We start from the raw sequence: 21,181 nt of genomic DNA on the forward strand, positions 1-21,181 counted from the left end.
CGGTGGTGCCGGGCCCGTTCGTCGGTCCGGGTCAGGCGCGGTGGAAGCCCGGATCGGCCTCGCCGGCGTCGAGCTGGTCGACCTCGAGATCGGCGTCGGGCTCGAACGGCTGCACGCGGCGGGCACGGCGGCGACGGGGCGGCTGCGGGGCCTCGTCGCCGGCGGCCGAGGCGGCGGAGGTGTCAGTGTCGCTGTCGCTCACATCGGCGAGCGCATCGACGTCCACGCCCTCGATGTCGTCGTCGTCCGACTCGTCGAGGTCGTCCTCGTCGGCGTCGAACTCGTCGTCATCGTCGTCGTCCGACTCGTCGTCGTCCTCGTCGTCATCCGAGTCGTCGTAGTCGTCGTCCTCGTCCGAGTCCTCGTCCGAGTCCTCGTCGTCGTCCTCATCCGACTCGTCGTCGTAGTCCTCGTCGTCCGAGTCCTCGTCCGACGCGTCCTCGCCCTCGTGCTCCTGCGCGGCCCGGTACTCGGCCAGTCGCTCGGACCACGGCACCCACTCGGGCGCGACGAGCGAGCCGTCGCCGGGCATCAGCTCGACCTCGAGCACGGTGGGTTCGTCGTCGCCGATCTTCGCAACGCTGACGGTCCAGCGCCACCCGGGGTACCCGGGCAGGCGGTTGGCGAACAGGACGGACACGACGCCGTCCCCTTCGTCCACGGTGCCGACGGGTGCGCCGACGGTCGACTCGGGGGTGACCTCGAGCAACGCCTCGCGCGCCAGGTCGGTGTAGTTGATGGACGCTGCGTCGACGGACGCTACGTCGGTGGACGCTGCGTCGGGAGCCGTCTCGGCCCCTGCTGTCTCGGACTCGGTCATGGGGTCACGCCTCCAACTGGTCTGCGACGTGCCGCAGGATGGCGGCGATGCGATCGCCGTTCTTCGGGTAGCGGCCGTGGCGGAGGTCTCCGCTGATCCGGTCGAGTTCCTTCACCAGGTCCTCGACGATCACGGCCATGTCGTCCGCGGAGCGACGGGTCATCCGCGACAGCGACGGCTGGGGCTCGAGCAGCCGCACGGACAACGCCTGCGACCCCTTCTTGCCCTGGACGACGCCGTACTCGAGCCGCGTGCCGGCCTTGACGGTCACGACGCCGTCGGGCAGCGAGGACGCGTGCAGGAACACCTGGTCGCCGTCGTCTCCGGTGATGAAGCCGAAGCCCTTGTCGTCGTCGTAGAACTTGACCTTGCCGGTGGGCATGCGTGGACTCCTCGAGGTCGTGGTACGGCCGTGGTGCGTCGGATATCCTGGGTCGATGGCCAAGCCGACCCGATCAACCGGGAACCCGCAGGACTCCGCAGAACCCCCGGTGACGTTCAATCGTACCGAACGCGCTCTGGCGTTCATGATCGGTGGGATCATCATCCTCGGCCTGCTCTGCTTCGTCGCGATGATCATCATGTGGCTCACCGCTCCCAGCGCCCAGGGTGCGATGCCGTGGCCGGTGGTCATGGCGATCCCGCTCTACGGCTTCCCGATCGCCATGGTGCTGGTCTTCACGCTCCTCGGCATCACCTGGACACGTCGCGCACGAGCGAACCGGACGGCTCGCTGACGTCCGCCCCGGACGCTGGCACCGGACGATGACGACCACCGCCGACCTCGCCGCCCGACTCCGGGCGATGCCGGACGATGCGCTCGAGCGCCTCGTCGCGGCGAGGCGACTCCCCACCGCTGCACTCGCCGAGACCGGCCCGCAGCGCATCACCGACTTCTTCGACCTCGCCGAGGCGCTCCGCGGCGACGACGCCGTGGACGCCGCCGTCGAGCACCTGCCGCGCGCGACGATCCTGGCGCTGCGCGACGGCGGCGCCGTCGACGCGCTCGGCCCCGCGATCGAGCTCGGACTCGCCGACGAGGACGGCGCGGTCGACGACGCGGTCGCCGCGCGCGTGGCCGCCCACCCCGACCTCACCTCACTCGACGAGCAGCCTGGAGGCCCGGAGCAGGTCCGCCCCGCTGCTCCCGCCCTCGACGCCGCGGCACTCGAGCGTGCGCGCACCACCGGCGCGGAGCAGGCGTTCGCGACGATGACGGTGCTCGCCGAGCTGCTGCGGGCGGTCGACGCCGGCGCGGTCCGCGAACTCGTCAAGGGCGGGATCGGCATGCCGCTCGCCCGCACCCTGGCCGAGCGCATCGGCACCGATGCCGAGCTCGTCGCCGGTCGCCTGGCGCTGCTCGACGGCATCGGGTTCGCCGACCCCGACACCGGACGCTGGATCGTCACCGATCCCGGGCACGCGTGGTTGCTCGCGAGCTGGCCGGAACGCTGGGTGTCGCTGGTGGCCGCGTGGTCGGACACGCTCCCGCCCGCCGTGCACCAGGTGCTCGAGCTGGCCGACGGGGACCTGCGCGACCTCGTGCCGCTCGGGCGCTGGGCGTACCCGGCGGGGTCCCGCTGGCTCGACGCCCTGCTGCTCGACGTCGCCGGCACCGCGGCGTCGCTCGGCCTGGCGGTCGACGGCATCGTGACGAGCACGGGTCGGGCACTCCTCGACGGCGACGCCGAGCAGGCCGCCGACGACCTGCCGGGCACCGTCGAGCGGGTCTACCTGCAGCACGACCTCACCGTCATCGCACCGGGGCCGCTCGCGCCGGTGGACGACGACGCCCTGCGCACCGTCGCCGTGCTCGAGGCACCGGGCCTCGCGGCGCGCTACCGCATCTCCGAGGACACCCTGCGCGCGGCGTTCCGGGCCGGACACTCCCGCGACGACCTGCTGTCCCTGCTCGGACGACTGTCGGCGACCGGGATCCCGCAGCCCCTCGCCTACCTGATCGACCAGGTGGCCGGACGCGACGGCAGCATCGTCGTCGACCGGGGGCCGGGCGGCGTCGGGACCGAGGTCCGCGGCACCGCCGACCAGCTCGACCTCGTCGGGGTGGACGCCGAGCTCCGACAGCTGGCGTGGGAGCGGCCCGACCTGACGACGCTGACCACGCGCTACCCGCCGCACGTCGTGCACACCGCGCTCGAGGACCAGCGCTACCCGGCCGTCCTGACGACCGCAGCCCGCCCCGAGGCGCACCACGGGCCTCCCGGCCGGCGCAGCCCCACCGGACGCTCGCCGGAGCAGTCGGCGCACGCACTCGTCGAACGGCTCCGCCTGACGACGCAGCGCGGCGACGCGGAGCCGGAGCAGGAGTGGCTCGGTCGGCAGATCGACCTGGCCGTGCGCGGACGCACGCCGATCCGCGTGACCGTCCGGATGCCGGACGGCTCGGAGCGGCCGTTCTCGATCGTGCCGACCTCGGTCGCGGCCGGACGCGTCCGCGGGCGGGACACGGCCGTCGACGTCGAACGGACCCTGCCGCTGTCGCTCGTCGTGTCGGTCGAGAGCGACGCCTGAGCCGCGCGGTCACCCGCACGCAGGTGCCGACGGCTAGGCTGGCAGGTCATGAACGGACCGCTGATCGTGCAGAGCGACCGCACCGTGCTCCTCGAGGTCGCGCACCCCGACGCCGAGGACGCACGCCACGAGCTCGCGGCCTTCGCCGAGCTCGAACGCGCTCCCGAGCACGTGCACACCTACCGGATCACCCGCCTCGGACTCTGGAACGCGCGCGCCGCGGGCCACGACGCCGAGGCGATGATCGACACCCTGGAACGCTTCGCGAAGTTCCCCGTGCCGCAGAGCGTCACGGTCGACATCCGCGACACGGTCTCGCGCTACGGACGACTCGTGATCCGTCGCGAGGAACGGCCCGACGCGCCCGTGATCGCGAACTCCCCCACCGAGGAACTCGAGCGGTTGCCGCTCCTGCTCCTCACCGCAGAGGACCCGTCGGTGCTGGCCGAGGTCATCCGGTCGAAGCGCATCAAGCCGTTGCTCGGCGACATGCGGTCCTCGACCGAGGTCGAGCTGCAGCCGTGGGCGCGGGGGCAGATCAAGCAGGAGCTCGTGAAGCTCGGCTGGCCGGCGGAGGACCTGGCGGGCTACACCCCGGGCCAGCCGCACCCGATCGACCTGGACACCGCCGAGTGGCACATGCGGCCGTACCAGGAGCAGGCCGTCGACACGTTCTTCGCCCAGGGCTCCGGCGTCGTCGTGCTGCCCTGTGGCGCGGGCAAGACGCTCGTCGGCGCGGGCGCGATGGCGACCGTCAAGGCGACCACGCTCATCCTCGTGACGAACACCGTGTCGGCGCGGCAGTGGCGCACCGAGCTCCTCAAGCGCACGACCCTGACGCCGGAGGACATCGGCGAGTACTCGGGCAGCGTCAAGGAGATCCGGCCGGTCACGATCGCGACCTACCAGATCCTCACCGCCCGCCGGAAGGGCGAGTACACGCACCTGTCGCTCCTCGACGCCCTCGACTGGGGGCTCATCGTCTACGACGAGGTGCACCTGCTGCCCGCGCCGGTGTTCAAGCTGACCGCCGACCTGCAGGCCCGCCGACGCCTGGGCCTCACCGCGACGCTCGTGCGCGAAGACGGCCGCGAGGGCGACGTCTTCTCGCTCATCGGGCCGAAGCGGTACGACGCCCCGTGGAAGGAGATCGAGGCGCAGGGCTACATCTCGCCGGCCTCCTGCTACGAGGTCCGCATCGACCTGCCGCACCAGGACCGCCTGGAGTACGCGGCGTCGAGCGACGACGAGCGCTACCGGCTCGCCGCGACGTCCCCGGCCAAGACCCCGGTGGTGCGGGAACTCATCGAGAAGCACCGCGGTGAGCAGATCCTGGTGATCGGGCAGTACATCGACCAGCTCGACGAACTGGCTGCGTCGCTCGACGCCGCGGAGATCACGGGGGCGACCCCGGTCGACGAACGGGAGCGGCTGTACGACGCGTTCCGGTCCGGCGAGGTCGACGTGCTCGTCGTCTCGAAGGTCGCGAACTTCTCGATCGACCTGCCCGACGCGACCGTCGCCATCCAGGTGTCCGGCTCGTTCGGGTCGCGGCAGGAAGAGGCGCAGCGGCTCGGCCGGCTCCTCCGCCCGAACAAGGACGGCCTGCCCGCGTCGTTCTACACGCTCGTGGCCCGGGACACCGTCGACCAGGACTTCGCGCAGAACCGGCAGCGGTTCCTGGCGGAGCAGGGGTACTCGTACACGATCCTGGATGCCGACCAGGTCCAGACGCCCGTGGGCTGACGTACGAACCGCTCTCAGGAAACCCCGAGGGAACAGTCAGAAGATAAGACCATGAGCGATGGCCCCAAGATCCTGATCGTCGACGACGAGCCGAACATCCGCGACCTCCTGACGACCTCGTTGCGCTTCGCCGGCTTCGCCGTGCGTGCGGTGGGCAACGGAGCACAGGCGATCTCCGCCGTGCTGGAAGAAGAGCCGGACCTCATCATCCTCGACGTGATGCTGCCCGACATGAACGGCTTCGGTGTCACCAAGCGCCTGCGTTCCTCGGGCTACACCTCGCCGATCCTGTTCCTGACGGCGAAGGACGACACCGAGGACAAGATCACCGGCCTCACCGTCGGCGGCGACGACTACGTCACCAAGCCGTTCTCGCTCGACGAGATCGTCGCCCGCATCAAGGCCATCCTCCGTCGCACCATGAACGACGAGGAAGACGCGATCATCCGCGCCGGCGAGCTCACGATGGACCAGGACACGCACGAGGTCACGATCGGCGACGCCCAGATCGAGCTCTCGCCCACCGAGTTCAAGCTGCTCCGGTACCTCATGCTCAACCCGAACCGCGTGCTGTCGAAGGCGCAGATCCTCGACCACGTGTGGGAGTACGACTTCAACGGCGACGCCGGCATCGTCGAGAGCTACATCTCGTACCTGCGCCGCAAGCTCGACCAGTACTCCGCCGAGCCGATCATCCAGACCAAGCGCGGCTTCGGCTACATGCTGAAGGCGTCCAAGGCTTCGTAGGAGCAGGAGTCCCGCGGGGCTCGACTTCACGGCGGTCGTCCGGTTTCACCGGGCGGCCGCTGTCTATCGTTGGGGCAGCATGCACACGCGAATGAACCACTGGTGGGACGGGATCTCCCTGCGCACCAAGATCACCGGGATCACGGTGCTGCTCGTCGCGCTCGGATTGCTCGTCGCCGGACTCGGCACGATGACCGTGCTGTCCACCTACCTCATGCAGCAGCTCGACAACACGGTCAAGCAGACGACCGAACAGCTCGAGGGCCAGAACATCAGCGACGGCGAGCAGTACTGCAAGCTGTCCGTCGTGGTGTCGCAGAGCGCCTACGTCGCCGCGTACGACGCCGACGGCGACCGGATCTGCCAGACGAAGGCGTCGAGCCGGCCCGACGTCCGCGAAGCCACCCTGGTCGAGGCCTCGCAGGCGAACCAGCGCATCTCGCTCTACGACAGCCAGCACAACCACGAGTGGCGTGCGCAGATCATCCCGGCGTCGCTGCAGAACCAGTCCGACGGCACCACCGAGACCGGCTACGTGCTCATCGCGGTCTCCAGCGCCGGCACCGACGAGACGATCGGCAAGTTCACCGCGATCTTCCTCGGGTTCGGCGCTTCGGTCATCCTGCTCGGCGCCATGCTCACCCGGCTGCTCGTCACCGCGACCTTCGACCCGCTGCGCGACGTCGAGGACACCGCTGCACGGTTCGCCGCGGGTGACTTCAACCAGCGCCTCGAGGCCGACACCCCGAACACCGAGGTCGGCCGCCTCAACCGCTCCCTCAACGTCATGCTCGAACGGATCGACTCCGCGTTCGAGGACCGTGAGCGCACCATCGCCCAGATGCGCCGGTTCGTCGGGGACGCCTCGCACGAGCTCCGCACGCCGCTGGTGTCCCTGCGCGGGTACGCCGAGCTGTACCGGATGGGCGCCCTGCGCAAGGAAGAGGACGTCGCCCAGGCGATGGAGCGCATCGAGAAGGAAGCGCAGCGGATGGGCCTGCTCGTGCAGGACCTGCTGCAGCTCGCCCGCATCGACGAGTCGAAGCCGCTCGAGCTCGGCCCGGTCGACCTCGTCGCCATCGCCCGCGACTCGGCGCTCGACACGATGGCCTCCAACCCCGACCGCGAGATCCAGGTCCTCGTCGAGGACTCCCTCACCGGCGAGAGCGTGCCCCAGGCCGTCCGCCCGTCGGCGTCGTCGTCGTCCATCGGCTCTCCGGACTCCGGCGAAGCACCTCCCGTGTCGCCCACCTCGGCGAACACCACTGGGCCGATCGCGTTCTCGCGCCAGACCATCGCGCGCCTGCGGGCCCGTCGTACCCGCGCCATGAACATCGACGCCGGTGCCGCCCCGACGGACGAGACCACCCCGCTGCCCACAGTCGTGCTGCCGAAGCGCCCGCCGATCGTCCTGGCGGAAGAGAACAAGATCCGCCAGATCGTCACGAACCTGATGGGCAACGCCATGCGGTTCACGGCGAACGACGACCCGATCGAGATCGGCATCGGCGTGGACGACGAGCGCGGCATGGCACACCTCGACGTGATCGACCACGGTGAGGGCATCCCGCCGCAGCTGCGCGAGAAGATCTTCCAGCGCTTCTGGCGTGCGGACACCTCCCGCGCCCGGGACACCGGCGGTTCGGGCCTCGGGCTCGCCATCGTGTCCGGCATCGTCGCGGCGCACCACGGCTCCGTCGAGGTCTTCGACACCGAGGGCGGCGGCGCCACCTTCCGCGTCTGGCTCCCCCTGCTCCCCCGCGACTTCGCCGCCTGACCCGCACGCCGGCCGCTGCTCGAGGTAGCGCTAACTGCCGCCCATCCTCCGCCCTCACGGCGCAACGTGCGACCTGGGTGACGAACGCACGGCGTGTTGTGCGACCGCCGCAAGCAAGCGTCGGACCCTTCGGAGGGACAACCCGCCGACGTCACGACGAGCGCGAGACGAAGGCCTGGCGCAGACGCTCGAACAGCACAGCAGGGCGAGCGGCATCAGCCCGCGTCGCATGCAGGACGAGCCAGCCGTTGACCGCCATACCGTTGTCACGCCGCTGGTCGTACTGGAAGACATCCTTCTCGCGGTGGTGATCGCCGTCGTACTCCAACGCGATCCGACGTTCCGGCCAGGCCATGTCCACGCGTCCGAGGAACCGGCCGTGGTGTTCCGACACCTCGACCTGCAGTTCCGGCTCGGGGAAGCCCGCGTCCACCACGGCGAGCCGAAGCCAGGTCTCCATCGGTGACTCGGCACCGACGCGCACCCGTGCGATCGCGGCACGAGCGACCGCGATCCACCGAGATCCGGGCACGATGCTCTTGGCGAGCGTGTCGATCGTGCAGAGTCCGCTCTTGCCCACCAGGAAATCGCCCACCGCGACGAGTTGCTCCACGCTGAGCAGACCGGCGCACTCCCGCCACGCAAGCTCTGGAGTGCTGAGCCGCATCCCCTGCCGCTCGCAGCTGGTAGCTCCGGACCGGCGACGGTGTCCTTTGACCTGTGGACGTCGCATCACCGGGCCGGTTCCGTCGGTCGTGACGTGGACGGGGACTTCGGCACCGTGCGGGAGCGGTGCTCCCCACAGCGCGGCGGCCGTCGTGTGGCTCAGGTACTGGTCCGGACGGAGCACCAGGCCGACTGCCGCGACGATCGACATCGTGGCGTCGGTCGACCGGACGCCATGCACGGGACGGACGAGATCACGTCGACGGAGACGACCCGGATCGACGCCGAACCCGATGGCGTCACGGACCAGGAAGCCGGCGGAGTCGAGCGTCTCAGGGAGCGGACGAGGCTTCGGCATGTCCCGAGTGTCGCGACCCGGCTGCCCACGCGACCCCCTCGGGAACGCATCTGTGGAGAACGACCGGTGCCGGGCCTCCTGTGCGCTTCATGCTGATCGCGCAACATGCCGTCTCCAGCACGCCGTGGTCGCACAAACTGCCGGGACGGCCTCCGCGAAGCGGCAGTTCGTGCGATCCCGGCCCAACCGGCCCGACCGCACACGCAGAAGGGCCCCACACGCGCAGCGTGCGGGGCCCTTCCGTCAGGCGGACTTAGAAGTCCATGCCACCCGTCGGGTCGCCAGCCGGAGCAGCAGGGGTGCGCTCGGGCTTCTCGGCGACGACGGCCTCGGTGGTCAGGAACAGACCGGCGATCGACGCAGCGTTCTGCAGCGCCGAACGCGTGACCTTGGCGGGGTCGATGATGCCAGCAGCGATCAGGTCGACGTACTCGCCGGTCGCGGCGTTGAGGCCCCAACCCGACTCGAGCTCGCGGACCTTGGCGGCGACGACACCCGGCTCGAGACCGGCGTTCAGCGCGATCTGCTTGAGCGGCGCGTCGATGGCCACGCGGACGATGTTCGCACCGGTCGCCTCATCACCCTCGAGCTCGAGGGCCTCGAGTGCGACGGCACCGGCCTGGATGAGGGCGACGCCACCACCGGCGACGATGCCCTCTTCGACGGCAGCCTTCGCGTTGCGGACGGCGTCCTCGATGCGGTGCTTGCGCTCCTTGAGCTCGACCTCGGTCGCGGCACCCGCCTTGATGACGGCGACGCCACCGGCGAGCTTCGCGAGGCGCTCCTGGAGCTTCTCGCGGTCGTAGTCGGAGTCGGTCGCCTCGATCTCGGCACGGATCTGGCGGACACGGCCGGCGATCTGCTCGGCGTCGCCGGCACCCTCGACGATCGTGGTCTCGTCCTTGGTGATGACGACCTTGCGGGCACGACCGAGCAGGTCGAGCGTCGCGTTCTCGAGCTTGAGGCCGACCTCTTCCGAGATGACCTGGCCACCGGTCAGGATCGCGATGTCCTGCAGCATGGCCTTGCGGCGGTCGCCGAAGCCCGGGGCCTTGACGGCGACGGACTTGAAGATGCCGCGGATCTTGTTCACGACGAGCGTGGCCAGGGCCTCGCCGTCGACGTCCTCGGCGATGATCAGGAGCTGCTTGCCCGCCTGGATCACCTTGTCGACGACCGGCAGGAGGTCCTTGATGTTCGAGATCTTCGAGTTGACGATCAGGATGTAGGCGTCCTCGAAGACGGCTTCCTGACGCTCGGGGTCGGTGACGAAGTACTGCGACAGGTAGCCCTTGTCGAAGCGCATGCCCTCGGTGAGCTCGAGCTCGGTGCCGAAGGTGTTCGACTCCTCGACGGTGACGACGCCTTCCTTGCCGACCTTGTCGATGGCCTCGGCGATGAGCGCGCCGATGGTCGGGTCAGCGGCCGAGATCGACGCGGTCGCGGCGATCTGGTCCTTGGTCTCGATGTCCTTCGCGTTGGCGAGGAGCTGGTCGGAGACGGCGGCGACGGCCTTCTCGATGCCGCGCTTGAGCGACACGGGGTCGGCACCGGCAGCGACGTTGCGGAGGCCTTCGCGGACGAGCGCCTGGGCGAGGACGGTCGCGGTGGTCGTACCGTCACCGGCGACGTCGTCGGTCTTCTTGGCGACCTCCTTGACGAGCTCCGCACCGATCTTCTCGTACGGGTCGTCGAGCTCGATCTCCTTGGCGATGGAGACACCGTCGTTCGTGATCGTGGGGGCGCCCCACTTCTTCTCGAGGACGACGTTGCGGCCGCGCGGGCCGAGCGTCACCTTCACGGCGTCGGCCAGCTGGTTCAGGCCGCGCTCGAGGCCACGGCGGGCCTCCTCGTCGAAAGCAATGATCTTAGCCATGTGGTTTTTCGTCCCTCCCGGACGTCGTCTTGGGGGTCGTGCTGGCACTCAGCGTGAGCGAGTGCCAACGCCGATTCTGGCACTCGCCGGGTGTGAGTGCAACACAGTCGGGAGGCTCGTGACGACTTCCCAGCACACGTCGCGTCCGGTGGACCCCGCACCACCGCCGCGGTCGCGCTCCCCGCGCCGGTCACCGTCCCCGCACACGACGAACGCGCCGCCCCTGACGGGACGGCGCGTTCTGGAAGTGGTCGTGCTCAGGCGGGGCGGACGGACTCTGCCTGCGGGCCCTTCGACCCGGTGCCGACGTCGAACACGACGGCCTGGCCCTCCTCGAGGACCTTGTAACCCGACATGTCGATGGCCGAGTAGTGCACGAACACGTCCTGGCCCCCTCCATCCACGGTGATGAAGCCGAAGCCCTTTTCAGCGTTGAACCACTTCACGGTTCCGTTGGCCATGATCTCTTGCTCCCTGGTACTGCAGTGCGGAACGACGTGATCGTCGTCTGCATGGGACTCTGACCGAACCCGTCCGATCAGGCAAGAGGTGTGACGTTGTTTCACGTCGATTCCGTCAGAAATCAACGTGCCCGAAACACGGCCGTCACACAATGCGCGGAAAACGCGGCGCGACGCCCCGCAGAACGACCGATCAGCCGGTGTAGTCGGCGCCGAGGACGACGCTCACGTCGGCGTTCGGGAACGCCGCCGACTGCTGCACGGCCGTGACGCCGAGCTGCTTCGCGATGCCCTGCGCGACCGCCGCCTGCGACGCCTGCTGGTAGTAGACGATCGTCGACGTGGAGCCCGTCGTGCCGGCGTCACCGGTGGAGGCGACCTGCCAGCCGGCGCCGGTCAGCGCCGCACTCGCCCGGCTGGCGAGGCCCGTGGTGGTCGTGCCGTTCAGGACGACGACGGTGGTGGTGCCCTGCTGCGCCGGCGTCGCGGCCGCAGCGCTGCCCGACCCCGACCCTGCGGAGCCCGAACCGGCCGACGAGGACGCGGACGGCTTGGACGTCGCCGAGGGCTTCGCGGTGGCGGACGCCGACGTGGAGGCCGAGGGGGAATCCGAGCTGTTGAACGAGTAGCTGCCGTTCAGCATCGCGAGGACGAGCACGCCGATGCCGACGAGCACACCGGTGGCGAGCGCCGCCCAGGCGAAGGCGATCCAGCCACGGCCGCGACGCTGGGCACCGCGGTGCGCACCGACCCGCGGGCCGTCGGCGACGTCGTCGAACCGGTCTCGGGGGAATCTCGTGCTCATCGTTCCTCTTCACGTCCTTCGGGAGCCGCACCGGGCGCGACGAAGCTGCGCGTCGCCCGGGCGCTGGTGCGCGCGTGACGGAGCCGCTGCAGCCGGCTGACGAGCTGCGGGTCGTACGCGAGTGCCGCGGGCGAGTCGATCACGCGGTTCAGCACCTGGTAGTAGCGCGCCGCCGACATCTCGAACTCGACCCGGATCTCCGCTTCCTTCGTGCGGTCGTGCCGTGCCCGGTCCTGCTCGAACGTCAGCACGTGCTTCGCGAGCTCACTGAGCTGGTCAGCACCGAGCTGGTCAGCACCGATCTGGTCAGCACTGAGCTCGTCGACGCTGCGTTCGTCGGTGGGGCTGGTCACTGCGGTTCCGATCACGGTCGGGTAACGGGTCTCGCACATCGTAGGGGTGGAGTCGATCCGGACCCTGGCACGGCGCTGGACTGTCGCGAACACCGGTCACAGGTTCGGCGCGCGGAACCAGCGCACACGCCGACCGAACGGGTCGGAGACGGCCACCGCGACCCCGTCGAGCGAGACCGTCGCGAACGAGTCCGGATCCGCCGCATCGACGTCGTCGGGCAGCGTCGCCGCCACCCCGCGCAGGATCCCGGTGCGTTCGAGGGCGATCCAGTGCACGCCTCGCGCTCGGATCCCGTCGACGAACCGCTGCCGGTCCGCGCCCGGCACGTAGACCAGGGTCCCGGTGGTCAGGACGACCGGTTCGACGTCGTCCGGCAGGGCGTCCAGTGCACGGTCGAGGTCGCCGGGCAGCGCGCCCCGGATCCGGACTGGAGGCACGGCGAGGGTCGCGGACGCCGCCGCGCGCATCAGGGCGGTCCGGTACGACGCCTCGGGCGGGACGGCCTCGACCAGCCGGTCGAACGCACCGGGGACCGACAGGTCGATCGGGTTCGGGTCGAGGGCCACCCGGGCACCGACCCTGATCGGGACGGTCGCGGGTGCGGGAACGGCCCCGGTTGCGTCCGCGACCAGCCGGACCGAGGGCTCGGCGAGCGCCGTGTGCATCCGGAGGACCGCAGCCCCGGAACCGACGCGGTAGTCCAGGGTCACCCGGTCCGGGATCGAGCACAGTCCGGCGGCGGCCCCGGCGTCGACCAGGCCGAGCGGTCGCGCGGACCGTTCGGCGAGTGCCGCGAACAGCGGGACGACCGGGGCGAGCCGCTGCGGGTCGTTGGCCTGCACCGTGGCGGAGGCGAGGGCCGTGACCAGCGCAGGGCGGGCCTCCAGGCCGAGCGCGCGCAGCGCACCCGGGTCCGACGGGTCCGCGCCCAGCCGCCGCGCGACCGCGAAGAACAGTTCCGGCTGCCGCTGCTGCTCGGGGACCTCGGCGAGGAGCGCGACGAGGGAGTCGTCGAGCGACCGTGCCCACGCGGCGTACGACGGGGAGACCGCCTGGATGCGGTCGGCGTACGCGTCGAACCGGGCGCGGGTGTCCATCAGCGTCCGGGCCGGTGCATGCCGACGTGGCGGATGCCGGCCTCGTCGTACGGCTCCCCGAACCGCACGAAGCCGTACCGCTCGTACAGGGCGGCGACGTACTCCTGGGCGTGCAGGACGAACGGGTCGTGCCCGTGTTCGTCGAGGACGGCGGCGACGAGCCGGCCGGCGATCCCCTGCCCACGGTGTCCGGGATCGGTCGCGACCCGGCCGATCACCCACGCAGGGGGCTCTGCGCCGTCGGGGTGGACCTCGTCGACTGCCGGGCGGATGAGCCGCAGGTACCCAACCGCATCGGTGTCCGTGCCGAACCACCAGTGCTCGGTGTCGGGCTCGCGGTCACGGCCGTCGAAGTCCTCGGCGGTGACCCGCTGCTCGAGCGCGAACACGCGGTTGCGCAGGACGACGATGCCGTACAGTTCGTCCGTCGTCAGACGGGTCCAGCGGGCGTGGTGCACGGAATGCTCGGACATCGTGGCGAGTTTAGTGAAGTGGTCGGGAGTGCCCGGAAGAGCCCGGCCGGAAGCAGGAGGAACCAATGGCATACAACGTCGACAAGTCCGACGCCCAGTGGCGCGAGGAGCTCTCCCCGGACCAGTACGCCGTCCTCCGCCAGGCGGGGACCGAACGACCGTGGACCGGTGAACTCCTCGACGAGGAGCGCGCCGGCGTCTACACCTGTGCGGCCTGCAACGCGGAGCTGTTCAAGAGCGGCACGAAGTTCGACTCCGGCTGCGGCTGGCCGTCGTTCTACGAGTCGGTGAACCCGGACGCCGTGCAGCTCATCGAGGACAACTCGCTCGGCATGGCCCGCACCGAGGTCCGTTGCGCGAACTGCGGTTCGCACCTGGGCCACGTGTTCCCGGACGGGTTCGGCACCCCCACGGGTGACCGGTACTGCATGAACTCGATCTCGCTGAACTTCTCGGAGAAGTCGGGCGAGTGAGCCCCGGACGCCCTCACCGGTAGGATGAGCGGCGTCAGCCGGCATGGCGCAATTGGTAGCGCACCGTACTTGTAATACGGGGGTTGCGGGTTCAAGTCCCGCTGCCGGCCCGAAAGCCCCGATCAGAAGCCGCTTACCTCGGCCTCCGGTTGGGGCTTCTTCGTTCACCCCGCGGTTACCCCGCAGATTGCGATCCATGGGTGAGCGCCGACAGGGCTCGCGCCGCGGCCGCGCTACCCGTGTTGCGCCCCATGTAGCGGTCCTGTGTCATCGACGGGTTCTTGTGCCCGAGGTACTCCGCGACGTCGCGCGCCGAGAGGCCGGCACCGTCGAGGAGCGTCGCGACCGTCTTCCGGAAAGCGTGCAGCTTGACGCCGGGGAACCCGAGAGACTCGCGGACACCACGCCAATCAGCCTGGGTGTTGTTCGGGTCACGGAGGTTGCCGAGAACGGACGGGAAGACCAGTGACCCGGCCCCGCGATCGGAGGCCCGGCGCTTGAGCATCTCGTCGACGTGCTCGGGGATGGCGATTCGGCGATCGGATCCTTGCGTCTTGCCATGCTCCTGGCGGAGTAGCCCCTGTCCCCGGAGCCGGACAACGGTCGAGTGGATGTGGACTGCACCGGGGTAGACGTCTTCCCAGATCATCGCGCAGGCCTCGCCGATGCGACAGCCGGTGCCGGCCATGAACCGGAGGAGGTCGGCGAGGTCGAGGGCCTGTACCCGCTCGTCGAGGTCCGCCCGCGTCAGCAGATCCTGCAGCTGTTCCGCGCTGAGCGCTGTAGCACCATCCCGGCGCTGCGAAACGCGTTCGAGCTCGCGTACCGCGTTCGTGCGTGCAGCGTCGTTGCGGACCGCCAGGCCGAGCATTCCGCTGAGGACCGCGCGACACATCTTCGCCGACGCGGGCCCGTGCTTCGCGATCACCTGATCCATGAAGCGCTGCAGTCGCTCGGGGGTTGCCTCGAGCACGGCCAACTCCCCCAGCGCCGGCAGAACGATCTTGCTCAGCGTCCGTTCGTACGCGGCGAGCGTCGTCGGCGCGACCCCGCCAGTTCGCTTGTTCTCGATGTAGCGGTCGGCCAGCCGGTTGAGCGGGGTGTGCTGATTGATGGTCCCGCTCGTCGTCGCCTTGATCGTGGTGAGGGCGGCGAGCAGCTTCCGGCGAGCCTTGGGACCGCTGGTGTCGAATCGCTCGACCTGGCGTAGCCGGCCGTCTTCGAAGCGGAAGCGAGTCCGTGCTCGCCAGGACCCGTCGTCCAGCTGAGCCAGGGAGATGGCTCCGTGAGCGCCGATGGGCGTCCTAGGCCTCGCCACCGGGCGCTCCGTATTTCTTGATGATCGGCTCCGTAATTGCAAGCGCCGCCGCCCGGTCGACGGACTCGGCCTCAAGGGAGTCGACCCAGGCGCTGATGGGATCGAGCGAAGGCGGAGTCGTCCCGCGCGCGATGAGATCGAAGCGAATGGCTCGCAGCTTGCCCCAGGCCCCTTGCACGCCTCGCAGTTCGGCATCGATCAGGCCCTCCGGCTGGTTCGCGCTCTGCAGATGCAAGCCAAGTCGGAGCAGTTGGTGGTGAAGAGCCTCAGCGGCCAGGTGATGCTCTTCCAGCGCTCGCAGCAGGACAGCCACGTGTCCGACCGGGGTGTCGCTCAGATCAGGCTCGTCTCCGACGAACAGGCTTCGCGTGACCAAGTCGACAGCATCCACGGTCGCGATTCGCCAGTCAGGGCCCATCTCGACCGAGTCCTCGATACCCACCGGCACCAGCAGTGCGAGCGGCGGAACCTCCAGAGCGAACGCGAACAGAAGGAGTTCCGCAACGCCGATCGAGCGACGCTTGCCCGCAAGCAGGTTGTTCAGAGTGGTGGGCTTCAAGTAACCGGGATCCCCCGCCCGAAGCGAAACTGCGGCAGCGAGCTCACCCGTGGTCATGCCCGCCGCCGCTTTGTAGTGCGCGATCGCCCGAACGACCGTCTTCGTGTACCGCACCTCCCAGGAGTCACCGGGCAGGGGTTCCGCGCTCGTCTTCATCTCGCTCACGGAATTTGACGATACACGACACGCCTAAGCGGAATCCACTTGCGGACACGATGTCCCCGAGGTAAGTTCAATCAAGCAAGCGGAAATCACTTAGGCGCTTGCAACCCTGAGCGAAAGGACACCGCATGAGCGCCACCGAGGCCACTGCGGGCACGAACACCATCCGTCGCAGCGAGGACCTCCCCGACTGGGCAACTCGAGACGAGGTCGCCCAGTACACCGGCGTCGCACCGCAGACGCTCGCTCGGTGGGTCACCGAGAAGCGCGGTCCGCGGGTCACGAGATTCGGCGGCCGCGCCGTTCGATACGCACGGACAGACGTCCTCGAGTGGATCGACGCGCAGCGCAAGGCAAGCGCTTGAGCGGGAACGCAAGCTCGACCGCGAGCCAGCCCAAGAGAAAAGCCCCGGCGGCAACCGGGGCTACGTCCACCATCCACAACATCCCTGCAGGAGACACCATGAACAAGACAGTTCTGACGCTAGCAGACGCCCACGACATCCACTGGCACGACATCGCGAGTGACGCCGTCGTCCTCGTCCCATGCGACGAGCCCGGGTGCTACATCTACGGCACCCCGCACCTCCTGAAGTGGGGAGACCTCCTCCAGCACAAGGCGTTCGTGGCGAGCGCGACAGACGTTCGCGTTGAGGTTGCCAAGTTCGCCGCATCCGAAGACGTGCCCGAGGCCGAGTCGCACTGGTACGTGTCGGGCTTCCTCTGCGACGACGACATCAGCCTCAGTCCGGAACGCGTCGCGTTCTTCACCGCTCACTACAACAGCGCCGTGGCGCTCGCGGCCGAGCTGAATGGGGAATCCCACTGATGGATGATGTCACCAAGCTCGTCGAGCTCGACAGCACCGTGGCCGGCCGATCTGAGATCCTCATCGACGCCCAGCCCAGCCAATTCAGCGACGGGTACACGCTCATCCTCACCCCGTCCGAGGCACTCCGGCTGGCACACGCACTCATCGCCAGGGTGTCCGACATCCGGACCGAGCCGCTCGCCGTTCCACGGCTCGCCCCGACGCTGCAGGTGGCTGCCTGATGGCCGAGGTCAAGGCGATACCGCCGTCTATGCCGTTCTCGCCCGCGCTCGAGAACGCATCCGCCGTCGAGGTGACGAACGGGTGGTCACAGGACGAGGGCAGGTCCCGAACCCGACGACTCGACGTCGTCCTCCTCACGCTCAGCGAGGACGGGACGCGTGAGCTCGCCAAGCACATGAAGCCGGCAGAAGCCGATCGTCTCGCCGCGGAGCTCGCCGCCATGGCGAACCGTGTCCGGCGGGTCAGCTGATGGACGCCAGCACCTACGAACGGTGCACACAGAGAGGCTGCATCCGCTTCGGTCTCTGGCACACAACGCGAGACACCGGGCACCGCTTCCGCACCGTCCGCACAGCGCTCGCCGCGGTGTCGATCGAGAAGCGCGATGAAGACGGCCCCTGGACCGTCTGGCTCGCTCGTGGAGATACCGAGCCGGTTCAGGTGAGCGCGCCACCCGACCCGACGACCGACGTCGCCCATGAGGACCACATGGAGCTCCGCGCGGCCGTTCTGTACGCACTTCGCAGCGCCGAGAAGTTCAACGCCTGAACCGCGGCCATCAACAACCACGACGGGAGGTGCGTGTGAGCGGCTTCCAGAAGTTGCCCCACTGGTTCATGCGCGACTACCCGATGGACCCGTACGAGCGCCTGGTGTACCTGACGCTGCGATCGCACACCGACAAGCACGGCGTCGCGTGGCCGTCACGGTCAACGCTCGCCAAGGAGTCGGGCCTGTCGGAGACGACGGTGAAGAACCGGCTCAAGGCACTCGAGGCGCACGGGCTCATCCGGGTGACGATCCGTCCGAACGAGGGCAAGAAGCACGACCCGAATCTGTACCACGTGCTCGAGCTCAGCGACGACGGGGCCGGATCCGCGGTCGCGTTCACCAGACAGGGGTCGCCTGACGACCCCAGTGGGGTCGCGAGACGACCGCAACAGGGGTCGCGAGGCGACCACGAAGAAGAACCACCACAAGAAGAACCAGAGGAAGAAGACCTGAGGCCCGAACAGGGGTTCGGGCGTGACCCCTCTCCTCTCGGCACCTTCATCGATCCACAAGAGCCGTCGACCAAGGCCCAACACCGATACCTCAGCGACCTGCAGGTGCACCTCAACCGGGTATCGCCGGACGAGGAGCTCCTCGAGTACTGGGGCGACCTCACCAAGCAGCAAGCGACGGACCTCATCAACCAGTACTTGCGCGACATCCCACGGAACGACGCCTACGACGGCCCGGAGATCGGCGATGACGCCTACGAGCAGTTGTCGGAACGGGGCCGAGAGTTCGCCGACCGACAGATGCTCCCGGAAGGCCTCAGCGCCTACTGACCGATGGTGTCCACGAAGCAAGGCCGGCACCGGCACGAACACAGAACGGGTGGGCGGCATGACGCGGCCCGCCCCACGAACAGGAAGAACCCCATGGCACAGCAGCAGTCCGCATCGACGAAGTGGCGTGAACGCGCGCTCAAAGCCGAGGCAGCACGAGACGCCGCTCAGGAGAAGTACGAAGGCCTCCTCGACCAGCTGACCGTCGACCTCGCCGACGTGCTCACCGAGCGCGGACGCATGGAGGGCCCCGTCATGCAGCAGTGGCTGTCCGACCACGGCCTGGTCCCCAAGGAGGACACCGATGAGTGACAACGAGAACGACGACCTGATCCGCGCCACCATCGACCTCGCTCGACTCGCCGGCGCAAGCAGGGGAGTGTTCATCGAACGCGACGGGGTCCCGATCGGCGTCACCGACATCGGCACCGTCGGCGTCCCAGCCTTCATCCTCGCCCTCCGCGCCGCCGCACACGCCACCAGCTCCGAAGCCCTCACCCGCGAGGTCTCCGAAGCCCTGGCACAGCTCGACGCCGAACACGACACCGCAGAAGTCGTCCACATCCTCTTCGGCAGCATCGTCGTCCTCGCACGCAGCTACCTCGCGCCAGCGTACGAACGACTCGACGCCGCTGGCGATGACCTCGGCGACGCCACCAGTCGACAGTGGGTGATGCTGCGCCGCGCGCTCGCCGAAGACGACCCCAAGACGACCAGCTGAGCACCGCATGCCAAGGCAGCCCGAGAACCTCGTCGTCGGCGCGCACGGGCCCGAGGTCACCGTCACCGGCAGGGTCGCCGCCTACCTGCTCCGGCACGCGGGCCTCGATGACTACCGACGTCAGCACCGCGGTGAAGACCCCGAGGTCGACAACACGTTGGTCGCGCTCACCGTGGTCGCACTCAAGTGGCGCAGTTCCGCTACCGGAACGCGAGAGGCCGCGACCCCGGAACTCGATCACACTGCGGACTGGATGAGCACCCGGCAAGCAGCTGAAGCCCTCGGGCTCTCGGACCGCGGCATCCGGAAAGCAATCCAGGAACACCGGCTGCACGCCGTACGCGTGGGACGCGTCTGGCGCGTCGACCGCGAACAACTCGCCCAGTACACCGAACGGACGGACAAGAGATGATCACCCCAGAACTCGAAGCAGAAGTGCACGGCCTCCGCGCCCAGGCCGCCGAGATCCAGAAGGACTACGGCCGGCAGCAGAAGAACATCGAGAGCGACGGCAACCTCAGCGACGCCGGCAAGACCGCCGAGCTGGCTGAGGCCAAGGCGCAGGCCAAGGCCGAAGCAGGGCAACTCCGCGACAAGGAGGTCGCTCTGGTGAAGGACCGGATCCGCAGCCTGCAGACCAAGCTCGACGCGAAGATCGGGTACGGGGCGACCGACATCATCGCTTTCCGCGACGCGCAGGACCGCGCAGAGCGAGTAACGGACAAGGACGTGGCCGCCCGGCTGATGGGCCAGGCGCTCCGAAGCAACGACCGCACCATGGCGCACGCGCTCTTCCGCAAGGCGTCCGAGAACGGCTGGTCGGAAGCGGTGAAGCAGTTCGCAGCCGAGAACCCCGACTCCGCTGCAGCTGCCGAGGAGATCGAGAGCCTCGAGAAGGTACTCACCTCCGGCGGCTTCCAGCGCACGCTGTCCTACATGATCGCCTAGGGCAGGACGAGCATGACGGACACGCAACCTCCGACCCCCGCCGAACTGCAGGCCCAGCTCACCGAGATGCAGGGGCGCCTGGCGGACGCCGAAGCGCAGACCCGAGAAGCGGAGCTCGGAACACTCCGGGCCCGCATCGCAGGCGAGCACGGCATCAAGACGGAGTACCTCGACTTCCTCAGCGCAACCGATGAAGCGACGCTCCAACACCAGGCCGAACGCCTCGTCGCACTCGGAGGCGGACAGACCTCGCAAGCTCAGCTCGGCAACGTGGCACCACGTGAGGGCGCTACGACAGTGACCCACTCGAAGAACTCACCCCGAGAGGTGAAGCGATTCGTCAACGAGCTCTTCGATCACGACCCGGACCTCAACTACTCGTGACCCCACCCGGGGGTCCCCCCTCGCCCCACCTGGAAGTACCACAGGGGATAGGCGTCGTCTCTCCCCGCTCAGAAAAACGAAGGGCTGGAACACCGTGACAGCAGCCAAGGCCGCGCCGAAGACCTTCTCGGAGGCAGACGTTGACCGGATCGTCACCCGTCGATTGGCGCGGCAGGCCGCTCAGGCGGACACCAAGATCGCCCCCGAAGCGCCAGCGAGCGGGTCGGATGAGGACAACACGTTGGTCAGGGCTATCACCGGTACGCGCCGGCAGTTCCTTGAGGCCAGCCGTCGCCGTATCGCCGAAGAGATCGACTCGGGCAAGGTCCAGGCGTATGCCCTTGCTCGGCTGATCGGTGAGATGGATCGGATCGACCTGGAGCTCCGGACGAAGACCGTCGACGACGAGGTGACCGAGGGTGAGGAAGTCGAGGACGGTGCCTTCGACTACGACAACATCTGATCATCCCGAGGGAGCAGCAGGCACCGTGAATCAGCCTGCTGCTCCCTTGTTTT

29 protein-coding genes and 1 tRNA gene are annotated in these 21,181 nt (G+C 68.9%); 19 read left to right on the forward strand and 11 right to left on the reverse strand.

Going from position 1 to position 21,181, the window contains the following annotated elements; genetic code table 11:
* Positions 1-31: 31 nt before the first annotated feature.
* The gene (locus DEJ03_RS00165; protein WP_110863078.1) at positions 32-820 is read right to left on the reverse strand and encodes a DUF3027 domain-containing protein; all 789 of its coding nucleotides are present in this window, start codon (positions 818-820) and stop codon (positions 32-34) included.
* Between the two features lie 4 nt (positions 821-824).
* Positions 825-1,202: a cold-shock protein gene (locus tag DEJ03_RS00170; protein ID WP_017888041.1), complete on the reverse strand. Its 378-nt coding sequence runs from the start codon at positions 1,200-1,202 to the stop codon at positions 825-827.
* Positions 1,203-1,257: 55 nt separating this feature from the next.
* Here DEJ03_RS00170 and DEJ03_RS00175 point away from each other — a divergent pair, with 55 nt between their 5' ends.
* The 5 genes from DEJ03_RS00175 (at position 1,258) to DEJ03_RS00195 (ending at position 7,622) form a co-directional block, all read left to right on the forward strand.
* Positions 1,258-1,557: a hypothetical protein gene (locus DEJ03_RS00175; protein ID WP_128780559.1), complete on the forward strand. Its 300-nt coding sequence runs from the start codon at positions 1,258-1,260 to the stop codon at positions 1,555-1,557.
* 28 nt (positions 1,558-1,585) lie between these two features.
* Positions 1,586-3,352, forward strand: coding sequence for a helicase-associated domain-containing protein (locus DEJ03_RS00180; RefSeq protein ID WP_110863080.1), 1,767 nt, complete (start codon positions 1,586-1,588; stop codon positions 3,350-3,352).
* A 48-nt stretch (positions 3,353-3,400) separates the two neighbouring features.
* The gene (locus tag DEJ03_RS00185; RefSeq protein WP_027466594.1) at positions 3,401-5,098 is read left to right on the forward strand and encodes a DNA repair helicase XPB; all 1,698 of its coding nucleotides are present in this window, start codon (positions 3,401-3,403) and stop codon (positions 5,096-5,098) included.
* Between the two features lie 51 nt (positions 5,099-5,149).
* Positions 5,150-5,845 (forward strand): response regulator transcription factor, encoded by a 696-nt coding sequence (locus DEJ03_RS00190; protein WP_017888045.1) that lies wholly within the window; start codon positions 5,150-5,152, stop codon positions 5,843-5,845.
* A gap of 79 nt (positions 5,846-5,924) precedes the next feature.
* The gene (locus tag DEJ03_RS00195; protein ID WP_110863081.1) at positions 5,925-7,622 is read left to right on the forward strand and encodes a cell wall metabolism sensor histidine kinase WalK; all 1,698 of its coding nucleotides are present in this window, start codon (positions 5,925-5,927) and stop codon (positions 7,620-7,622) included.
* 151 nt (positions 7,623-7,773) lie between these two features.
* Here the strand turns inward: DEJ03_RS00195 and DEJ03_RS17630 are convergent, their stop codons facing one another.
* From DEJ03_RS17630 to DEJ03_RS00230, 7 genes are all read right to left on the reverse strand, one after another.
* Positions 7,774-8,289 (reverse strand): endonuclease domain-containing protein, encoded by a 516-nt coding sequence (locus DEJ03_RS17630; RefSeq protein ID WP_146237614.1) that lies wholly within the window; start codon positions 8,287-8,289, stop codon positions 7,774-7,776.
* Positions 8,290-8,899: 610 nt separating this feature from the next.
* Entirely contained in the window at positions 8,900-10,522 is a 1,623-nt protein-coding gene (gene groL, locus DEJ03_RS00205; protein ID WP_071404070.1) for a chaperonin GroEL, read from the reverse strand.
* A gap of 257 nt (positions 10,523-10,779) precedes the next feature.
* Positions 10,780-10,983 (reverse strand): cold-shock protein, encoded by a 204-nt coding sequence (locus DEJ03_RS00210; RefSeq protein WP_017888049.1) that lies wholly within the window; start codon positions 10,981-10,983, stop codon positions 10,780-10,782.
* Positions 10,984-11,176: 193 nt separating this feature from the next.
* Complete coding sequence (locus DEJ03_RS00215) at positions 11,177-11,788, reverse strand: LytR C-terminal domain-containing protein (RefSeq protein WP_110863083.1); 612 nt, start codon at positions 11,786-11,788, stop codon at positions 11,177-11,179.
* Positions 11,785-12,141, reverse strand: coding sequence for a DUF3263 domain-containing protein (locus DEJ03_RS00220; RefSeq protein WP_258370431.1), 357 nt, complete (start codon positions 12,139-12,141; stop codon positions 11,785-11,787). The genes DEJ03_RS00215 and DEJ03_RS00220 overlap by 4 nt, the downstream gene beginning before the upstream one ends.
* 96 nt (positions 12,142-12,237) lie before the next feature.
* On the reverse strand, positions 12,238-13,239 hold the full coding sequence (locus tag DEJ03_RS00225) for a DUF2332 family protein (protein WP_110863085.1): 1,002 nt from the start codon (positions 13,237-13,239) through the stop codon (positions 12,238-12,240).
* Positions 13,239-13,712: a GNAT family N-acetyltransferase gene (locus DEJ03_RS00230; protein ID WP_181422559.1), complete on the reverse strand. Its 474-nt coding sequence runs from the start codon at positions 13,710-13,712 to the stop codon at positions 13,239-13,241. Before DEJ03_RS00230 ends, DEJ03_RS00225 begins: the two co-directional genes overlap by 1 nt.
* Before the next feature lie 65 nt (positions 13,713-13,777).
* Between DEJ03_RS00230 and msrB the strand changes: the two genes are divergently transcribed.
* Positions 13,778-14,185 carry a peptide-methionine (R)-S-oxide reductase MsrB gene (gene msrB, locus DEJ03_RS00235; RefSeq protein ID WP_027466599.1) on the forward strand — a complete coding sequence of 136 codons (408 nt, stop codon included), beginning with the start codon at positions 13,778-13,780 and terminating at the stop codon, positions 14,183-14,185.
* 37 nt (positions 14,186-14,222) lie between these two features.
* A tRNA-Thr gene (locus DEJ03_RS00240) sits at positions 14,223-14,295 on the forward strand.
* Between the two features lie 65 nt (positions 14,296-14,360).
* Here DEJ03_RS00240 and xerC read toward each other — a convergent pair.
* On the reverse strand, positions 14,361-15,503 hold the full coding sequence (gene xerC / locus DEJ03_RS00245; protein WP_181422560.1) for a tyrosine recombinase XerC: 1,143 nt from the start codon (positions 15,501-15,503) through the stop codon (positions 14,361-14,363).
* Positions 15,490-16,227 (reverse strand): hypothetical protein, encoded by a 738-nt coding sequence (locus tag DEJ03_RS17775; protein ID WP_181422561.1) that lies wholly within the window; start codon positions 16,225-16,227, stop codon positions 15,490-15,492. Before DEJ03_RS17775 ends, xerC begins: the two co-directional genes overlap by 14 nt.
* Before the next feature lie 125 nt (positions 16,228-16,352).
* Here DEJ03_RS17775 and DEJ03_RS00255 point away from each other — a divergent pair, with 125 nt between their 5' ends.
* From DEJ03_RS00255 to DEJ03_RS00310, 12 genes are all read left to right on the forward strand, one after another.
* Entirely contained in the window at positions 16,353-16,589 is a 237-nt protein-coding gene (locus DEJ03_RS00255) for an AlpA family transcriptional regulator (protein ID WP_110863089.1), read from the forward strand.
* 98 nt (positions 16,590-16,687) lie between these two features.
* Positions 16,688-17,053: a hypothetical protein gene (locus tag DEJ03_RS00260; protein WP_110863090.1), complete on the forward strand. Its 366-nt coding sequence runs from the start codon at positions 16,688-16,690 to the stop codon at positions 17,051-17,053.
* A complete protein-coding gene (locus DEJ03_RS00265; protein WP_110863091.1) occupies positions 17,053-17,277 on the forward strand; it encodes a hypothetical protein in 225 nt (74 codons plus the stop codon). Before DEJ03_RS00260 ends, DEJ03_RS00265 begins: the two co-directional genes overlap by 1 nt.
* A complete protein-coding gene (locus tag DEJ03_RS00270; protein ID WP_146237615.1) occupies positions 17,277-17,528 on the forward strand; it encodes a hypothetical protein in 252 nt (83 codons plus the stop codon). The genes DEJ03_RS00265 and DEJ03_RS00270 overlap by 1 nt, the downstream gene beginning before the upstream one ends.
* The gene (locus tag DEJ03_RS00275) at positions 17,528-17,827 is read left to right on the forward strand and encodes a hypothetical protein (RefSeq protein ID WP_110863093.1); all 300 of its coding nucleotides are present in this window, start codon (positions 17,528-17,530) and stop codon (positions 17,825-17,827) included. The genes DEJ03_RS00270 and DEJ03_RS00275 overlap by 1 nt, the downstream gene beginning before the upstream one ends.
* A gap of 35 nt (positions 17,828-17,862) precedes the next feature.
* On the forward strand, positions 17,863-18,612 hold the full coding sequence (locus DEJ03_RS00280) for a helix-turn-helix domain-containing protein (protein ID WP_110863094.1): 750 nt from the start codon (positions 17,863-17,865) through the stop codon (positions 18,610-18,612).
* Positions 18,613-18,705: 93 nt separating this feature from the next.
* Positions 18,706-18,924 carry a hypothetical protein gene (locus DEJ03_RS00285; RefSeq protein WP_110863095.1) on the forward strand — a complete coding sequence of 73 codons (219 nt, stop codon included), beginning with the start codon at positions 18,706-18,708 and terminating at the stop codon, positions 18,922-18,924.
* Positions 18,917-19,333 (forward strand): hypothetical protein, encoded by a 417-nt coding sequence (locus DEJ03_RS00290; protein ID WP_110863096.1) that lies wholly within the window; start codon positions 18,917-18,919, stop codon positions 19,331-19,333. The genes DEJ03_RS00285 and DEJ03_RS00290 overlap by 8 nt, the downstream gene beginning before the upstream one ends.
* Positions 19,334-19,340: 7 nt before the next feature.
* Positions 19,341-19,745, forward strand: coding sequence for a helix-turn-helix domain-containing protein (locus DEJ03_RS00295; protein ID WP_110863097.1), 405 nt, complete (start codon positions 19,341-19,343; stop codon positions 19,743-19,745).
* Positions 19,742-20,281, forward strand: a complete 540-nt coding sequence (locus DEJ03_RS00300) for a hypothetical protein (protein ID WP_110863098.1) — start codon at positions 19,742-19,744, stop codon at positions 20,279-20,281. The genes DEJ03_RS00295 and DEJ03_RS00300 overlap by 4 nt, the downstream gene beginning before the upstream one ends.
* A gap of 12 nt (positions 20,282-20,293) precedes the next feature.
* Positions 20,294-20,665: a hypothetical protein gene (locus DEJ03_RS00305; RefSeq protein WP_110863099.1), complete on the forward strand. Its 372-nt coding sequence runs from the start codon at positions 20,294-20,296 to the stop codon at positions 20,663-20,665.
* 94 nt (positions 20,666-20,759) lie between these two features.
* Positions 20,760-21,128: a hypothetical protein gene (locus DEJ03_RS00310; protein ID WP_110863100.1), complete on the forward strand. Its 369-nt coding sequence runs from the start codon at positions 20,760-20,762 to the stop codon at positions 21,126-21,128.
* Positions 21,129-21,181 lie beyond the last annotated feature (53 nt).

This window comes from Curtobacterium sp. MCLR17_043 (assembly GCF_003224215.1).
In the GTDB taxonomy this organism is placed as follows: Bacteria; Actinomycetota; Actinomycetes; order Actinomycetales; family Microbacteriaceae; genus Curtobacterium; species Curtobacterium flaccumfaciens.

Coding starts and splice junctions, on each gene's coding strand:
- DEJ03_RS00170 (WP_017888041.1), bottom strand. CDS start 1,202: ATGCCCACCGGCAAGGTCAAGTTCTACGACGACGACAAGGGCTTCGGC.
- DEJ03_RS00305 (WP_110863099.1), top strand. CDS start 20,294: ATGACGGACACGCAACCTCCGACCCCCGCCGAACTGCAGGCCCAGCTC.
- DEJ03_RS00285 (WP_110863095.1), top strand. CDS start 18,706: ATGGCACAGCAGCAGTCCGCATCGACGAAGTGGCGTGAACGCGCGCTC.
- DEJ03_RS00210 (WP_017888049.1), bottom strand. CDS start 10,983: ATGGCCAACGGAACCGTGAAGTGGTTCAACGCTGAAAAGGGCTTCGGC.
- DEJ03_RS00190 (WP_017888045.1), top strand. CDS start 5,150: ATGAGCGATGGCCCCAAGATCCTGATCGTCGACGACGAGCCGAACATC.
- DEJ03_RS00180 (WP_110863080.1), top strand. CDS start 1,586: ATGACGACCACCGCCGACCTCGCCGCCCGACTCCGGGCGATGCCGGAC.
- DEJ03_RS00215 (WP_110863083.1), bottom strand. CDS start 11,788: ATGAGCACGAGATTCCCCCGAGACCGGTTCGACGACGTCGCCGACGGC.
- DEJ03_RS00270 (WP_146237615.1), top strand. CDS start 17,277: ATGGCCGAGGTCAAGGCGATACCGCCGTCTATGCCGTTCTCGCCCGCG.
- groL (WP_071404070.1), bottom strand. CDS start 10,522: ATGGCTAAGATCATTGCTTTCGACGAGGAGGCCCGCCGTGGCCTCGAG.
- DEJ03_RS00295 (WP_110863097.1), top strand. CDS start 19,341: ATGCCAAGGCAGCCCGAGAACCTCGTCGTCGGCGCGCACGGGCCCGAG.
- DEJ03_RS00185 (WP_027466594.1), top strand. CDS start 3,401: ATGAACGGACCGCTGATCGTGCAGAGCGACCGCACCGTGCTCCTCGAG.
- DEJ03_RS00230 (WP_181422559.1), bottom strand. CDS start 13,712: ATGTCCGAGCATTCCGTGCACCACGCCCGCTGGACCCGTCTGACGACG.
- DEJ03_RS00290 (WP_110863096.1), top strand. CDS start 18,917: ATGAGTGACAACGAGAACGACGACCTGATCCGCGCCACCATCGACCTC.
- DEJ03_RS00195 (WP_110863081.1), top strand. CDS start 5,925: ATGCACACGCGAATGAACCACTGGTGGGACGGGATCTCCCTGCGCACC.
- DEJ03_RS00225 (WP_110863085.1), bottom strand. CDS start 13,239: ATGGACACCCGCGCCCGGTTCGACGCGTACGCCGACCGCATCCAGGCG.
- DEJ03_RS00265 (WP_110863091.1), top strand. CDS start 17,053: ATGGATGATGTCACCAAGCTCGTCGAGCTCGACAGCACCGTGGCCGGC.
- DEJ03_RS00260 (WP_110863090.1), top strand. CDS start 16,688: ATGAACAAGACAGTTCTGACGCTAGCAGACGCCCACGACATCCACTGG.
- DEJ03_RS00255 (WP_110863089.1), top strand. CDS start 16,353: ATGAGCGCCACCGAGGCCACTGCGGGCACGAACACCATCCGTCGCAGC.
- DEJ03_RS00165 (WP_110863078.1), bottom strand. CDS start 820: ATGACCGAGTCCGAGACAGCAGGGGCCGAGACGGCTCCCGACGCAGCG.
- DEJ03_RS00300 (WP_110863098.1), top strand. CDS start 19,742: ATGATCACCCCAGAACTCGAAGCAGAAGTGCACGGCCTCCGCGCCCAG.
- DEJ03_RS17630 (WP_146237614.1), bottom strand. CDS start 8,289: ATGCGGCTCAGCACTCCAGAGCTTGCGTGGCGGGAGTGCGCCGGTCTG.
- DEJ03_RS00275 (WP_110863093.1), top strand. CDS start 17,528: ATGGACGCCAGCACCTACGAACGGTGCACACAGAGAGGCTGCATCCGC.
- DEJ03_RS00175 (WP_128780559.1), top strand. CDS start 1,258: ATGGCCAAGCCGACCCGATCAACCGGGAACCCGCAGGACTCCGCAGAA.
- msrB (WP_027466599.1), top strand. CDS start 13,778: ATGGCATACAACGTCGACAAGTCCGACGCCCAGTGGCGCGAGGAGCTC.